Consider the following 14,731-nt stretch of genomic DNA (forward strand, 5'->3'; position numbering starts at 1 on the left):
ATCTATTGGTCTGAACCTTTAAAAGCCTTCAGGAGAAGAGTTTTCAATTTGATTGAGTCATTTGGTGCACTGCAAATATCAAATAAAAATATTATCCTACCAAATGAGTAGACTAATTATTCAAAAAAAAGGACCGGGTCAGTCGACCAGATCCATTAAAGTTTTACTCTCCAGAATATTCAGCGATGCATCCCGGACTTCTATCAGTACATCATGCAGCCCGCAATGGTCTTCATTACAGTCATCGCATTTTTCATAGAAGTTCAAGCTTACACATGGAAGCATGGCAATAGGCCCGTTCACCAAACGGATAATTTTTGCAAGTTTCACATTTTCAGGATTTTCCCTAAGAAAGTATCCTCCTCCCTTTCCTTTTTTACTGTCAAGGATATCCGCCTTTTTTAATTCCAGCAGAATATTTTCTAAAAACTTTAAAGGGATCTTCTTATGTTCCGCAATTTCGGAAATAAGGACCGGGCCATCATTCCTTTTCTCTACAAGGTACGAAAGCGCTTTAAAAGCATATTGAGATTTTTTTGAAAGCATTATAGCAAAAATAAGAAAATACTTTGAATTAGATCAATGTAGTTTCACCGGCAAAGAAGGTAAAAAAATAAAAACAGTAAAATTCACAGGTATGGTATGTGCCTTTTTGCCCTTTTCCCATTAAATCCTTAAGTTTGTTCATATGTTCAGTAAACAAGAAGCACAGCAGTTAAAAAAGGAGTTTTGGACGGCATTTGGAAAGTCTTTTCCAAGAAAATGGCTCCTGTATGATACCAAGATCAAGGATTTTTCATTTAAATTTAATGCCGATAATAAAAAGGCGGAAGTGTCATTGGATATAGAAATGAAGGATGAAATTTTCCGGAATGCTTATTATGAAAAGATCTGGTCTCTGGAAGATATTCTTCAGGATTTCATCGGAGATTTTCATAAAGATGAATATTTTACGCTGGACAATGGAAAAGTAATCAGTAAAATCTGGATTGAAAAACATGATGTTTCAATATTCAATAAAAATTCGTGGCAGGAAATTTTCGAATTTTTCTGGGAAAAAATGGATGGTTTTGAGCGGTTTTATTATGAATATGAAGATTTTATCAAGGACGTTTAATCCGTTTTTACCTTTGTATGATCACTGAAAATTAGAATACATTTTAAATGTTTTTAAGGTATGACCACTCAATATGTCAATATTTTAGAGAAATATAAGCTTTTATTTGTCAACCGCCCGTTCACTTTTCCCGGTGACAAAACGGTTAATAAAAAAATAGCGATACACCGTATTGAAAATGATTTTCTGGGATATTTTCTGAACTCTTTCCCTGATGAAGAAGCTATCGATGAAATCATTACCCAGATCGATTGTATTATTTCAGAAGGTTTCTATGATCCTGGATCCTGCGAAGAAATCTATCTTCATTTTCTTACCATGAGGTACACGGATACTTCTGTCGTGTTTGAAGATACGGATATCAATAGATCTTATCTTCAGGAAATTCATTTTTCAGAATTCACAGAAATCCTTTTACTATGGAAAAATTTTATACATTCACCCCCTTTTGACCGGACCATTTTAGATGACCGAACGGAGTTCTGCTATCATCTGAAAGAATACGAATCTGAACAGGAAATAGCTTTGTCTCTTGTAAAAACATTCAGCGAAATAGACTTTACGCTGATCAGAGGTGAGAATATCGGAGAATACAGAAAAGAGTTTAGTGCAGGCTATACAAAGGGAAAGTCTGATGAATTCTATATTACCTGCCTTTATGACAAAAATGGAATGATGATCTATGAAAAGGAGGAAAATTATTTTAAAGGAGGATCCGAAGTTGTGGTACGTAAGTATTATTTCGATGAACAGATCTCCTACCATTTTGAACTTTTATACAATGAAAAAGGTGAATTTTCCGCTATTGAAAATCGTAACCCGGAGATTCCCTATATTTATGCTTCTGAGATGGATTTACTATGTCCCGGCTTCTTAGCAAAAAATCCTTATTATAAAAATTCAGATATAATTCCTTAATTCTCTGATTTTAAATATATTTGAACTCACAAAAAAACAACCCCATGAAAACTGATTACAGAGGTAAAAATTTTAAACTGATGGACAGCATCCATACTTATGGGAAAAAGTACAAATGGTATGTTATACAGACTACCAGAATAAAACGTTAATCATACCTTCAGCGGATGAAGATTCCGCTAAAGATAGAGGTATTGTATCCACTATCAACGAATTTCTCTCACAACTGTACATATCAACGGCTTTCAACTTCAGGAAAATAATCCTGAAAAAATACTGCATTAAACTGTGCATATTTTTCTGAAGTCAACTTTAACCAAAGGATGATAATTTTATCTAAAGACTGCGGAATTCAGTATAGGTAAGATCATCCCAAGTTTACTTTGGTACAAACACTATGATAACACAACCTTACATTAAACCACTAAACATGAAAAAAGTATATAAAAACATTTTTGGAGAAGTGATTTCAAAAGCGAAAGCTGAGAAATTGGACGACTATCATTTATACTATTATGACAAAGATACTGAGGTACTTAAAGAAATCGAATTTCTTACCGAAGATGAGATATACAGCATTAATTATTTTATGAGCCCGGATGAAGATGAAGAACAGATCGTTAATTATCTGAAAGAAAAATCTGACCTTTTCGATATTGAAATAAGAGAATCTGCGGGAGACTTTATTATTGCCACCAACAAGATGTACTCTTTATCGGTAGATGAGCAGCCTTTGATTTCAAAAACTGTTTTTTATCACGATGATCCTGAAAACTTTATCTGCTCGCAAATTCTTGATAATGAAACATTACAACCCATACCGGAAAGAACCACAAAATGCTGGTATACGCTTGATGAAAACGGAGAAAAATATGCAGCCATTGAATTTAGTTATCAGGAAGACGGAAAGCTTGAACTTGCCATAGACAAAACTCCCAATCCGGGTAATGATCTGGAATGGGAACATTATGAATATTCTACTTTTAAGAATCTTCAGAATCATATAGACACCGATATAAGCTATTATAAAACAGCAGCACTACTCCCCAAAACGGTCGATAAAGAATAGAAAACATTGAAAATTTCCCGAAAAAACCAAACATCTGTTTATATTTTTTTGTATTTTAGTCAAAATAAAAAAATGCCGGGTTTAAAAGCGTTACAGAACACTTTTAAATCCGGCATCATTATCAACATCAAATTCTAACTTTACCAAACCCAATCACAATGGAAGAGAATTCGTTTATATTTACTGATGGGACAGACCCTAAAATGATCGAAGCATATGAAAAAGCAAGAGAAACGTTCAAATATTTCTGGCGGGAGCAGTCCTGGGAAAACAGGAGGATTATACCTGCGCTGGATCTTGCCTGTGTAAAAGCCTCATTCAGTCAGGAAGATCCTGAAACAGGAGAGAATACGGTAGAGCACATGTGGATCAATGAAATTGATTTTGATGGTGATACCGTGAGTGGATTCCTGATGAATGAACCGAACAATCTCACCAATATACAGCCCGGAGATTATTTTGAAATTCCACTGAACGAAATCAGTGACTGGCTTTTTGCCATCACTCCTGCGGAACAGAAACCGAAAGGATTATCTAAACTGTTTTCATCTCCCGAACAGGTAATACCAAGAGCTTATGGTGGATTTACCATTCATAAAATGCGTGCTGACATGCCTGAGGATGAAAGAAAAGAGCATGATGATGCGTGGCAGCTTGATTTCGGAGATTTCAATAAGATCCCTGTCGTGAATGACCAGGAAGAGAAACCGGAAAATCTGGTGGAACATCCAATGAGCAAAAATATGGAAGGGGAATTTATTAAATTTATTAAGGACTATCCTGATGAAATTACGCATGCAGATGAAAAGGGCCTTACTCTCCTTCACAAAGAAACCATTGCCGGAAACCTGACCTCTGTAAAAATTATACTGGATGCCGGAGCCGACAGAAATATAAAATCTGAAATGGGAAAAACAGCATTGGATTATGCAAAACAACTGAATTGGGAACATATTATTCCTGTTTTAGAACGTTAAGGATTCTTATATAGATTTTTTTTTATAAATTGGCTAAGCTGAATTATAGCATCACAACCAGTAATATTAATGTCAATACCATGAAAAAAATAATCTGTTTTTTATGTATCGCCGGCTCTGTATCCCTTATAAGCGGACAGGCTAAAAAAGAAAAAAAATTTGTTGAAACCCATCATGCTATAAGTTATTCACACAGTCGTATTGCAGACCTGCAAAACAGATATTATAGTGAAGTCAAAAACTCTATTTTGCAGAATGAAAAGAATCTTACTGAAAGTAATCTCAATACCCTGTTGATTTTTAATCAAAAAGAATTTTATAATGCGGTAAAAGGTGATCAATTCAGAACCTATGTAGGTGGCCAGGATGGAAAAAGTTCCGACTTGGTATATGTTACTAACCTAACATCAAAACTTGATCTGTATAAAGATACCGTTTTAGAGAAGCTAAATTCTTTATTATCTGGTAAATAACAGTTTTTCAAAAAAGAGAAACCAAGGGCTTCTCTTTTTTTATTACCCGCTAAAATTTTTAATTTTAAATAAAAAATTAACAAACATATGTTTAGTACTTTTAGCACATAAAATCAATGCTTTTTCTTTATTTTAGCAAACCCAAAAACTATTATAACACCGTGATGAAAACCAAAATTCAAAAATACTTTTACGTTTCAGCCAACTTACATTAAAGCACTTGTTTCCACAAAATGATGACGCTACGATTTTCACAAGTGGAAACCAATTTTTTTACATTACCCAGATTTGGGATCAGCCCGTAAAATCTACAACTCCAATTTTGTTTTAATCAAGACATTAAATATCACTATTCCTTCTGGCTATGATACCGTACATATGAACAATGAAACAGGGGTTTCCAATTTATAAGTATATCTTTAATACCAATGATAAAATAGAATTTATTTTCTTTTTTGATTCCAATAATCGGCCCAGAGACTTCCAAGGTCCAGATCATTGATGAAGACAAGACTATTATAAAAGATTTTTCAGGCATCTATCATTCATCAGATATGGAGGTATACCACAATCCTACTCATAACTTGAATGAAATAAAGCTCTTAAACCGTACTACCAACATAACATATATCTATTCGCTTCCTACCTCTCCCCTTGCGACTGAAGAAATTGCTACTTTAAAAAATAAATTAATAGCATTTCCTAATCCTGCTAAAACGGTTTTGAAGATCGCAAATCCTAAAAACAGCACCGATAAAGTAGATGTTTTTGATACCACAGGGAAATTGATTTTATCAAAGACATTCACCAATCAGGATGATACCTTTTCTTTAAATGTAGAAACTCTTGCAAAGGGGCTTTACCTTTATAAAATAGGAGAACGGGATTCGTAATTTATTAAAGAATAAAAGCTGATAATTTAATACATATTATATAAAAGAGAATCTTTCGGGCTTCTCTTTTTTATATTATAGATTATTCAAGATAATACATTTTTATCAATAAAAAATTTGCACCATTTCCCACACATTTGCATAAAGATATCACATACTATTTCGAAATTTCATTTCGCCAGACTACAGAATCTCAAAAATCAGAAAATAATTACTAATCTGATAATACGTCAGGTTCTGTCGCCTTACCGGAATATCTTTGTATCATTAAGAAATAACACATGACAAACAACCTCAGCAAGTGGTAAAATTCACATTAAATCTTATGTCTGAGACTTGCAGATGTGTTAAATATTGTTAAATTTGCGTTTTAGATATAAAAACTATCATTAACTTAAATACACAAACAGATGAATAAATTCTACTTTGGTGCATGTATTCTATGCACTACCCTTGGGCTTTCTGCCCAGGAAGTATTGTGGCAGAAAGATATCCAATCTTCTACACAGGATTTTCTAAGCCAGGTGACTACGACCATTGATCAACAGTATCTAATTACAGGAAGCTCGATCCAATCCCAGAAATTTTCAACGGAAAAAAAGCAAAACAATGGCTACGATTTCCATTTGGTAAAACTCAACCAGCAAGGCGAACAGGTTTGGGAAAAATACTTCTCCGGAGCTAATCATGACTATCTGTCTGCAACCGTTGCTACGCAGGACGGAGGTTTTTTAGTCTCAGGCACTTCGTATTCAGGGAAAGGTCTTGATAAAAAAGAGGATTCCAAAGGAGGATCAGACATCTGGCTCATAAGGCTTAATGAATTCGGGGATGAACTGTGGCAAAAGACCCTGGGAACTTCTTCCGATGAAGAATCCAGAGCTGTTATCCAAACCACTGATCTGGGATTTTTTGTGGCCGGAAATAGACAGAGTTCCCTTCGAGAGCCTCAGGCAACCAGCGGGTATGGTTCAAAGGATGTTTTGATTGTAAAACTTGATAAGAACGGAAAAGAACTCTCACAATCTATTTTAGGAGGAAAAGGTCTGGATGAAGTCGAGAAAATGATTCCTACGAAAGATGGAGGTGCTTTGCTGGGAATCTATTCAAGAAGCAATATTGGAGGTTCCAAGAAAACTGAAAACTATGGTGAAGGAGATTATTGGATAATAAAACTTGATAAAACCGGAAAGGTAGAATGGGAAAAAAACTTCGGTGGAAAAGGCGATGACCACTTGAGAACGCTGGCCTTAACCTCGACTGGTTACATCATCGGTGGAGAATCAAGATCAGAAAGATCAGGAAATAAAACCGTTGGAATTGAAGAAGGAACAGATCTATGGCTTATTTCTTTAAATGAAAGGGGCGAAGAGATCTGGCAAAAATCTTACAATTTCAAGAACCGTGATATTTTAATGGGAATGAGTGTGATTCAGAGCCAGGATGAAAGAGAAAAGAATAAAGACTTTACCAAAGGGATTTTACTAGGAGGATACACCCAGGCAGAAGGCCGGATTGAAGCAGAGGATGAAACTTTCTGGATGCTCTATCTGAATCAGGACGGAAATGAGCAGTGGAGAAAACATGTGACAGGAGACAAGAGACAGAGAGAGGAGAGACTTTCAGACTTAAAACTCAACCGGGACGGTTCCATTATTCTGGCAGGAACAAGCGCTCAAGAACTCGGAAAAGAAAACTGGAAGATTGTGAAGCTGGGTGACAAACAAATCGATCAGTTAATCGAGAAACAAAACATGAAGATCTATCCGAATCCGGTATCAGAGTATGCTTATGTAGAAATAGGCTACGATTTCAAAGAGGCTGATATAGTGCTGTACGATATGGGTGGAAGACAGCTTCAGACAGTGAAAACCAAAAACAAGGTGACCAAAATTAATACTCAGAATCTGATTCAGGGGGCTTATCTGGTGACGATAAAAACGGATACGAATAAAACAGCCAACGCAAAACTAATCAAGAAATAAAACAAAGATGAAAAAAATAATTCTTAGTGCATTTTTATTAACTGCTCTTTTAGGAAATATCAGCATTTCCGCACAGGATAAAATAGGCCTTCAGAAATATGACTATGTCACGAATGGTGATGCCAATGTATTCCAGGGTATTCCTAATATAGGTCTTCCGCTGATGGGTCTGGACGTTCCCACAACAGGTATTGGCATAAATCTGTCTGTCAATTACACCACTGAAAGCCTTGCCCGCTTCAGTTTAGTAAGTGATGTAGGCCAGGGCTGGAACCTTTCCAGTATTGGAAGTATTGTAAGAGCCAAAACCCGTATGGCAGAAGATTATTACAAAGCAAGTAATGGCAAGGTGGATTCTGATGTTTTTTCGTACAATTATCCAGGGGGAGGGGGAAAATTCTTTATTACAGATAATAATGCCACCCATGAATTGACAGCGGTACATGCTTCTCCGTCGAATGATAAAATAACCATAACCAAAGATACAAAGGAAGGTAAAATCAAATCTTTTACCATTACCGATACCAAGGGTAATACCTATCTTTTTGATAAGCTGAATATCAATAAAATGAATGTGGAACAAATGATCACTCCGGTTACCAAATTGATTAACAGTGGTTTTTTCCTTTCGAAGATCTTCAATATCAGAAATGAAGAAGTCGCTACTATTGAATATGAGACGACGACAGAGCAGTTTAGTCAGGCTATATTATTACAGCAGCAGAAGATTAAGAAAATTACAGTTCCTGGTGAAGGAACTATCGAATACCTTTACAGGCACACAGGACCTGCTCCATTACTAAGTGCTGAAAAGGACAGAGACTGGTATATTGTGGATAAACTTGTTCTTAAAGATACCCGAAATGCGGTCGTCAATCAATATGCTTTTGAAAGACCCGGAGATCAATTGATGGGACTCATTAACCTTGATAAAAACGGCAACCAGATCCAGAAATTTTCTTTTGAATATAATTCCCAAGGAAATGCGGGAGGAACAGATCCTTTTGGTTATCCAAGTGAATACCAAGCTTGTGATTTTGACAGTGGTATTCTTCGTTCACCGGATGCAAGAAACCCGGATGCCTGTAGCTATGGAGCTTTAAAAAGCATTACGCTTCCTTCGGGAGGAAGAACAGAATATGAATTTGAATCCCAGGCATTGCCCTATAACAATTCCAGTCCATCTAATTATTATGATCATTATCCTTTTGAAAAAATTAAGACCATAACGTACCGTACCGAACCCGGAGAATATCCTGCACCTTTTACCCTACCGGCAGACTATAGGGTAGCCATGGTAAAAATTGATGCTTTACATTATGGTCCCCCAGTTAGACCGGGAACTCCTGAATATTCCATATATATCAACGGTGTAGAACCTCAGCCGTATACTTACGGTAACAATAACAACTTATATTGTCCGAACGGGATGTTGACATTTGAGGGGGAAGGAACCCTTAATTTTACATTTCAGGGGAAAAGTGAAGGAACGATAGAGCTTTATGCATTTAAAAAAATACGTATTGATGAAAATGATTATGGACACGGCCTGCGAATCAAAAGCATTAAAAACTTCAATTCCGGAGCTTCCTCTCCATTAAGCTATACGAAGTATGAATATAACTTATTCGACAATCCCCTCCGTTCCAGTGGAACCATATTGGATCAAAGTATGGAACTAAACTTCATGGAAGCATCCAGAAATGAAGTGAAACCTATCGGGTATACCAATATCAAGGTGACCGATATGATCAACGGCAGCTATTCCAAATATTATTTTAAGAATCCGGATGATATTACACCCGGCATTACTCCTTCCTATTTGTGGCAGGATGAACAAATGAATACTTACCTCCGTGATATGGGCCTTCTTCAGAAGAAAGAAACGTATAGCGAAGGTCAACTGCTTCAAAAGACAGAAATGAGTTATCAGTTTAAGGAAGTTCCATTAGCTAATATTTTAGAGAATCTGTCTCCTCCTGTGCCTGTAAAAAAGATTGTAATCTCAAAACAGGGATCTACCACAGAAAACTATATTTCAGGGATGGCAAAAAAACTGGTTTCCAGCTCTGAAAGCAATTTTGAAGATACGTACAATAATATGACTTCTTCTAAGGAAATATTATCTGATGGCACAGTTGTAGAAAAAACACTTCTTTATCCGGCAGACAAAGGAGTACAGAAATTACTCATTGCTAACATGATAGACATCCCTTTGGAAACCTCTACCAAAAGAAACGGAAAGCTGGTTGGGAAAGCGGAAACCAAATTTGATGATTCTTCCCATCTCTACCCTACCTCTGTGATTGGTTACAATATGCAGACCCAAAGCCCTTTTACTGCGTCTACGCTTGATCTGTACGACAGCAAAGGAAACCTTGTCCAGATCACCGGAAAAAATGGAATTCCTACCACAACGATATGGGGATATTACCAGACCAAACCTATTGCCGTGATTTCAGGAGCAGCCTATTCCCAGATCGCTTCCCTTGCTACGGTGACTGCTGCTATCGCGGCATCCAATGCAGACCGTGATAACCCGGCAACCGAACCTGCCCTGCTGCAAGCCCTGGAAGCGTTAAGAAAAGATCCTGCACTGAAAAATTACAGCGTAACAGCCACAACGTATGACCCTATGATAGGGGTAACCCATTCTATTTCAGCCAACGGGATCAGAACTATTAATGTATATGATAACGCTAACAGGTTGGTGAAAGTGACCGATGCAGAAGGGAAAACATTACAGGAAAGCCAGTACAACTACAAACACTAATGAAAATGATGAATGAAGAATTAAAAATGAAAAGTAAGAATGTATTGAAAGATAAGAGTTTTTCTTTCAGCATTGGTATGGTGGAACTGTATAAAAAATTGACTGAAAATAAAGAATTCGTCATGTCTAAGCAACTCCTTCGACGCGGAACAGCAGTAGGAGCATTAATAAGAGAAGCAGAATTTGCCCAAAGCAAACCGGACTTTATCAGTAAACTTTCGATTGCATTAAAAGAAGCCAATGAAACCCATTACTGGCTTGAACTTCTACACCAAACCCATTATATGGGTGATGATCGCTTTAGAACATATTCGGAACAAAGCCATGAGCTTGTCAGTATGCTGGTAGCAAGCATTAAAACCTCAAAACTAAAACTGAACAAATGATTACACCTAATGAAAAAATAAAAACCCAAACCCGAATGAAAAGTGAAAAAATAAAAATGAAAAATCATTTTTCACTCTTCACTTTTCTCTTTTCATTCACCACGGTTTTTGCTCAAACCAATCTCAGCACCACTGAGAACTATGTTTATACCAAAAACTGTCTGGATGCAGACTGTATCAAAAAGTCAGAAACTGTCCAATATTTTGACGGATTAGGAAGACCCATCCAGACTGTAGCCATTAAAGCAACACCTCTTGGAAGAGATGTGGTGATGCCTGTAGAATATGATTCCAAAGGCAGGGAGGCCAAAAGCTACCTTCCGGTTCCTCAGGCCGGAACGATGAACGGAGCCATCTATACCAATCCATTAGGCAATGCCTCTTCAGCAGGATACGGAAATGAAAAGATCTATTCCGAAAAGATTTATGACAACATCTACACAGGCAGGGTCAATCAAATGGTTTCTGCTGGAACCATTTGGTCCCAGAAACCTGTTAATATGACGTATAATACCAATGCTGACGGTGAAGTAAAAAAATATGTACTCACTACCGACTGGACAGAAGGCAGAACCAATTCTGCAATCGGTTTAACGGGAAGTTATGCCCTCAACCAGCTTAATAAAACCTCTATTACCGATCAGGATGGAAATACCACCACAGAATTCCAGAACGGTGAAGGACAGACGATTCTGGTGAGGAAAAATGATGGACAGCAAAATGTAGACACCTACTATCTTTACAATGAATTTGGACAACTGGCTTATGTGATTCCACCGTTGGCAGTATCGGAGACCATTCCGGATCAGGCATTGCTGGATAAGCTGTGCTACCAGTACCGCTATGACGGATTGGGAAGGCTCGTGGAGAAAAAAGTTCCGGGGAAAGGTTGGGAATATATGGTCTACGACAAAGCAGACAGGCTGATTCTTGCCCAAGATGCTGTTATGAAATCACAAAATAAATGGACTCTGACCAAGTATGATAAATGGGGAAGAGTAATTTATACAGGAATGATTACAGGTGGAGAAAGAATAACTTTACAAAATCTGATCAAAGATCTAGTGATTACAGAATCTTTGAACACCGGAGGTTTTACCCAAAGTGGAATGACTGTTTATTATACAAACGATTATTTTCCCTCTGATACAAAGTCTATTCTAAGTGTTAACTATTACGATACTTATCCAAACTACAGCTTTAATCCTGCTTTTCCTACTACAATATTGGGACAGGCCATCATGACTGACAACCAGAACGCTTCAGTGAATACCCAGGCAATGCCTACCCTAGGTCTTGTGAAAAATATGGAGGACGACAATTGGACTAAAAGTTATGTGTATTATGATAAAAAAGGAAGATCTGTAGGTACCTATACCATTAATCATCTGGGTGGATATACCCGAACAGAAACAGAACTGGATTTTGCAGGAGTCGCCAAACAGTCCAAAGTCTACCATAAAAGGCTTACTACAGACACAGAAAAGGTAATCTCCCAGAGTTTTGAGTATGATAACCAAAACCGGATGATGAAACACCGTCATCAGGTAGACAGTGGTCCTGTAGAACTTTTAACAGAAAATACCTATAATGAACTTTCCCAGCTTTCCAATAAAAAAGTAGGTGGCGGTTTGGAGAGTATAGATTATCAGTATGACATCCGCGGGGCGCTTACAAAGGTCAATGATCCGGCTGCTCTGGGAACCAGGCTTTTCGGGTATTCATTAAAATACCAGAATCCGGAATATGCCAACGTAGCTCCGGGGAAAAGCAACGGGAATATTTCTGAAGTAGACTGGAAGTCTGCTTCAGATGGCATCCTGAAAAGATATTCGTATGTATACGACCCTCTGAACAGGCTGAAAGATGCTATTTATGCAGAGCCCGGATCTACCGTTCCGCATAACAATAATTATAATGAATACGTCACCTATGATTTGCATGGAAATATCAAAACCCTGCAGAGAAATGCCTTCCCTGTTTTTGGAACCACCTCTACCCTGGTTGATAATCTGGTGTACGAATATACCGGAAACCGACTGGATAAAGTGATTGAAAATGCCATGAACGATACCGGCTACGAAGGGGGAAATAATGTGATCGACTATGATGTCAATGGCAATATGACCACCATGAAGGATAAGGGAATCCAAAGTATTGGCTATAACTTCCTGAATCTGCCTGATCACTACGCTATTACACAAACTACCATTTTAGGAACCAACTCCTACAGTCTTGATTATCTGTACCGTGCAGACGGAACAAAGCTGAGAAAAACTTATTTCGCACCATCAAGCAGAAGAGGATCTTCAGATACGACCAGTATAACCGACTATCTGGATGGCTTCCAGTACAGTTACAACGATCTGGGAGGAGGTCTGCAACCTTGTCTGACCTGCCGAACAGAATCAGCCTATGAAGAACAGGCATATAAAAAAATGGTAATTCCCGGTGGTGGAGCACCGGAATGGAAGCTTGATTTTGTGCCTACAGCAGAAGGTTTTTACAGTTTCACAGAAAACCGTTATATTTACCAGTATAAAGACCACTTAGGCAATACGAGGGTCAGCTTCGCCAGAAACAGCGCAGGCGCTCCTGAAATTTTAGATACCAACAACTACTACCCTTTTGGTTTAAATCATACCGGAGGAAACGGAATCAACAGTTCAGGTTTTGGAAGCTGGCAAAGCTATAAATACAATGGAAAGGAGCTCCAAGAGACAGGAATGTATGATTATGGAGCCAGGTTCTATATGTCTGATCTGGGAAGATGGGGCGTAATTGATCCTTTAGCTGAAGCATCAAGAAGATTTTCTCCTTATAATTATGCTTTAAACAATCCTGTCATGTTTATTGATCCGGATGGTAGAAAGCCACGGACACATGATGCTGAAGAAGCATCGGTTATGTATCCAAAATCACTTTGGGGCTTCTTTATACAAGGAGGACAGAAAGACACTACAGCTCTTATAGATTTTATTGCACAGAATAATGGAGTGGGATCATTTCAGAACTTGGTAAATTCTGCAGAAGGTGGCGGTGGAGGAAGTGCCCCCACTCCAAAAAGCAGCACAGGTCCCGGAGTTATAGAAAGATTTATAAGTTGGCTGTTTGGGGGGAAGAAAAAAGCAGGAAGGCTAGAAGTTGGGCAAGTGGAGAGGGTTTCGATGAGCTATGGACAAACAGCATTGTTTGGACTTATTAGAAATGCAAATGTAAACGCTAATGGTGAAAGCCCATTAGAACAGTATAGAAGTTGGAGAGATAACCCATCATATCACGCAGGAGAAAGTTGGCTTGATAGATTTGCCAGAAATGTAAACAGTTCTCATATGGAGATACTGCGAGATGAAGGAAGTGGTGGCGGATTAATGTTTGGAGGATATGGATCATTTAAAAATGCTGCAGGTGCTGTAGAAGTCGCAGAAGAAGCAGTTGCAAACGGAAACTTTTATTCTACAGCCTTTGAAATGGTATTACCTGATGATATGTATCCTGGCGTGAGTTCATATATGCACTTTAAAACAGCTAATACCGCTTTAGAAGCAGGAATGTCAGCGGAAGCTATGTCTGAATTGGGAATAGTTGTTCCTAAATCATCGACAGGTACTATTTTGGGGAAAAGTCCAACCAATTGGGTATGGCATCATGATGTTGGAGAAGGAGTTATGCAGTTGGTTCCTAAAAGTCAACATCCAAATATACCTGGAGGTATTTTTTGGAATACTTTACACCCTGGAGGTAAAGGAGGAATGTCTATTTGGGGAGGTGGTTACAAATAATATTAACAAATAAAAATAGAAATGAACTTCATAAACTTTATTGATTATTTAATTAGTCCTGAAAAACTTGATAATTTATTAACTGAGCTTAATGTAGATAGAGAATCAGAAGCATTTATTGCTTGTTTAAAAGATTCATTAGATATAAATTCAGAAGTTTCAATTTTTGGAATTGAAGAAACAGATGGAAAACTTATGTTTGAGAAGGATGGCGTAAAATTTATTGAGTTATTCCCTTTAGAAATGGTTCAGGAAATGGCAACAGACTATGTTAATACATATAAAAATATGTCACATTCTGAAATCGCACAAAGACTTATGGATTATAGGATAAATGACGCATAATAGCTATAATCAA

12 protein-coding genes are annotated in these 14,731 nt (G+C 37.5%); 11 read left to right on the forward strand and 1 reads right to left on the reverse strand.

Translation table 11 applies throughout. The features are described from left to right. Positions 1-138: 138 nt before the first annotated feature. On the reverse strand, positions 139-546 hold the full coding sequence (locus EG346_RS22780; protein WP_073335014.1) for an RrF2 family transcriptional regulator: 408 nt from the start codon (positions 544-546) through the stop codon (positions 139-141). 142 nt (positions 547-688) lie between these two features. Between EG346_RS22780 and EG346_RS22785 the strand changes: the two genes are divergently transcribed. From EG346_RS22785 to EG346_RS22835, 11 genes are all read left to right on the forward strand, one after another. Beyond that, positions 689-1,117, forward strand: a complete 429-nt coding sequence (locus EG346_RS22785; RefSeq protein WP_073335015.1) for a DUF4268 domain-containing protein — start codon at positions 689-691, stop codon at positions 1,115-1,117. Positions 1,118-1,177: 60 nt separating this feature from the next. Next, positions 1,178-2,035: a hypothetical protein gene (locus EG346_RS22790; protein ID WP_123881961.1), complete on the forward strand. Its 858-nt coding sequence runs from the start codon at positions 1,178-1,180 to the stop codon at positions 2,033-2,035. 430 nt (positions 2,036-2,465) lie between these two features. Beyond that, positions 2,466-3,104: a hypothetical protein gene (locus tag EG346_RS22795; protein WP_123881964.1), complete on the forward strand. Its 639-nt coding sequence runs from the start codon at positions 2,466-2,468 to the stop codon at positions 3,102-3,104. 158 nt (positions 3,105-3,262) lie between these two features. Further along, the gene (locus EG346_RS22800) at positions 3,263-4,081 is read left to right on the forward strand and encodes a DUF2314 domain-containing protein (RefSeq protein WP_123881967.1); all 819 of its coding nucleotides are present in this window, start codon (positions 3,263-3,265) and stop codon (positions 4,079-4,081) included. Positions 4,082-4,161: 80 nt separating this feature from the next. After that, entirely contained in the window at positions 4,162-4,554 is a 393-nt protein-coding gene (locus EG346_RS22805) for a hypothetical protein (RefSeq protein WP_123881970.1), read from the forward strand. Positions 4,555-5,009: 455 nt separating this feature from the next. After that, entirely contained in the window at positions 5,010-5,447 is a 438-nt protein-coding gene (locus EG346_RS22810; protein WP_123881973.1) for a T9SS type A sorting domain-containing protein, read from the forward strand. Positions 5,448-5,857: 410 nt separating this feature from the next. Then, positions 5,858-7,432 carry a T9SS type A sorting domain-containing protein gene (locus EG346_RS22815; protein ID WP_123881976.1) on the forward strand — a complete coding sequence of 525 codons (1,575 nt, stop codon included), beginning with the start codon at positions 5,858-5,860 and terminating at the stop codon, positions 7,430-7,432. A gap of 7 nt (positions 7,433-7,439) precedes the next feature. Continuing rightward, complete coding sequence (locus tag EG346_RS22820) at positions 7,440-10,205, forward strand: hypothetical protein (RefSeq protein WP_123881990.1); 2,766 nt, start codon at positions 7,440-7,442, stop codon at positions 10,203-10,205. Positions 10,206-10,210: 5 nt separating this feature from the next. Further along, positions 10,211-10,591, forward strand: coding sequence for a four helix bundle protein (locus tag EG346_RS22825; RefSeq protein ID WP_228429361.1), 381 nt, complete (start codon positions 10,211-10,213; stop codon positions 10,589-10,591). 56 nt (positions 10,592-10,647) lie between these two features. Continuing rightward, entirely contained in the window at positions 10,648-14,373 is a 3,726-nt protein-coding gene (locus EG346_RS22830) for a DUF6443 domain-containing protein (protein ID WP_164466274.1), read from the forward strand. Between the two features lie 21 nt (positions 14,374-14,394). After that, positions 14,395-14,718: a hypothetical protein gene (locus EG346_RS22835; protein WP_123881993.1), complete on the forward strand. Its 324-nt coding sequence runs from the start codon at positions 14,395-14,397 to the stop codon at positions 14,716-14,718. The last annotated feature ends 13 nt before the right edge of the window (positions 14,719-14,731 follow it).

This window comes from Chryseobacterium carnipullorum (genome assembly GCF_003815695.1).
Classification (GTDB): Bacteria; Bacteroidota; Bacteroidia; order Flavobacteriales; family Weeksellaceae; genus Chryseobacterium; species Chryseobacterium carnipullorum.

Excerpts from the sequence above, each read along its gene's own strand:
- EG346_RS22780 (WP_073335014.1), bottom strand. The coding sequence starts at position 546 with ATGCTTTCAAAAAAATCTCAATATGCTTTTAAAGCGCTTTCGTACCTT.
- EG346_RS22785 (WP_073335015.1), top strand. The coding sequence starts at position 689 with ATGTTCAGTAAACAAGAAGCACAGCAGTTAAAAAAGGAGTTTTGGACG.
- EG346_RS22790 (WP_123881961.1), top strand. The coding sequence starts at position 1,178 with ATGACCACTCAATATGTCAATATTTTAGAGAAATATAAGCTTTTATTT.
- EG346_RS22795 (WP_123881964.1), top strand. The coding sequence starts at position 2,466 with ATGAAAAAAGTATATAAAAACATTTTTGGAGAAGTGATTTCAAAAGCG.
- EG346_RS22800 (WP_123881967.1), top strand. The coding sequence starts at position 3,263 with ATGGAAGAGAATTCGTTTATATTTACTGATGGGACAGACCCTAAAATG.
- EG346_RS22805 (WP_123881970.1), top strand. The coding sequence starts at position 4,162 with ATGAAAAAAATAATCTGTTTTTTATGTATCGCCGGCTCTGTATCCCTT.
- EG346_RS22815 (WP_123881976.1), top strand. The coding sequence starts at position 5,858 with ATGAATAAATTCTACTTTGGTGCATGTATTCTATGCACTACCCTTGGG.
- EG346_RS22820 (WP_123881990.1), top strand. The coding sequence starts at position 7,440 with ATGAAAAAAATAATTCTTAGTGCATTTTTATTAACTGCTCTTTTAGGA.
- EG346_RS22825 (WP_228429361.1), top strand. The coding sequence starts at position 10,211 with ATGATGAATGAAGAATTAAAAATGAAAAGTAAGAATGTATTGAAAGAT.
- EG346_RS22830 (WP_164466274.1), top strand. The coding sequence starts at position 10,648 with ATGAAAAATCATTTTTCACTCTTCACTTTTCTCTTTTCATTCACCACG.
- EG346_RS22835 (WP_123881993.1), top strand. The coding sequence starts at position 14,395 with ATGAACTTCATAAACTTTATTGATTATTTAATTAGTCCTGAAAAACTT.